This window comes from Alteromonas sp. 07-89-2 (genome assembly GCF_013113925.1).
GTDB lineage: Bacteria > Pseudomonadota > Gammaproteobacteria > Enterobacterales > Alteromonadaceae > Alteromonas > Alteromonas macleodii.
Genome location: NZ_VTYM01000073.1, coordinates 1 through 876 on the forward strand (window position 1 = coordinate 1; position 876 = coordinate 876).

1 protein-coding gene is annotated in these 876 nt (G+C 45.4%); it reads left to right on the forward strand.

The features are described 5' to 3' along the window. Positions 1 to 852, forward strand: an 852-nt coding sequence (tuf, locus tag F0261_RS19740; protein ID WP_171338736.1) for an elongation factor Tu, incomplete at its 5' end; no start/stop codon positions are given. Between the last annotated feature and the right edge of the window lie 24 nt (positions 853 to 876).

Consider the following 876-nt stretch of genomic DNA (forward strand, 5'->3'; position numbering starts at 1 on the left):
CCTATGCCACAGACTCGTGAGCACATCCTACTTGGTCGTCAGGTTGGTATTCCTTACATCATCGTATTCATGAACAAGTGTGACATGGTTGACGATGAAGAGCTTCTAGAGCTAGTAGAAATGGAAGTTCGTGAACTTCTTAACGAATACGAATTCCCAGGTGATGACCTACCAGTTATCCAAGGTTCAGCTCTTAAAGCGCTTGAAGGCGACGCAGAGTGGGAAAAGAAAATCATCGAGCTTGGTGAAGCGCTTGATTCATACATCCCAGAGCCAGAGCGTGCAATCGACAAGCCGTTCATTCTTCCAATCGAAGACGTATTCTCAATCTCAGGCCGTGGTACTGTTGTAACTGGTCGTGTAGAGCAAGGTATCGTTAAAGTTGGTGAAGAAGTAGAAATCGTAGGTATCAAAGACACTACTAAGACTACTTGTACTGGTGTAGAGATGTTCCGTAAGCTTCTTGACGAAGGCCGTGCAGGTGAGAACGTTGGTGTTCTTCTACGTGGTACTAAGCGTGATGAAGTTGAACGTGGTCAAGTACTAGCTAAGCCTGGTTCAATCACTCCACACGTTAACTTCGAAGCAGAAGTATACGTACTATCTAAAGATGAAGGTGGCCGTCATACTCCATTCTTCAAAGGCTACCGTCCACAGTTCTACTTCCGTACAACTGACGTAACTGGTGCTGTAGAGCTTCCAGAAGGCGTAGAAATGGTAATGCCTGGTGACAACCTTAAATTCAAAGTTGAGCTAATTGCTCCGATCGCGATGGAAGAAGGTCTTCGTTTCGCAATCCGTGAAGGTGGTCGTACAGTAGGTGCTGGTGTTGTATCTAAGATCCTAGACTAATCTAGACTTAGCAACACAAGCCAA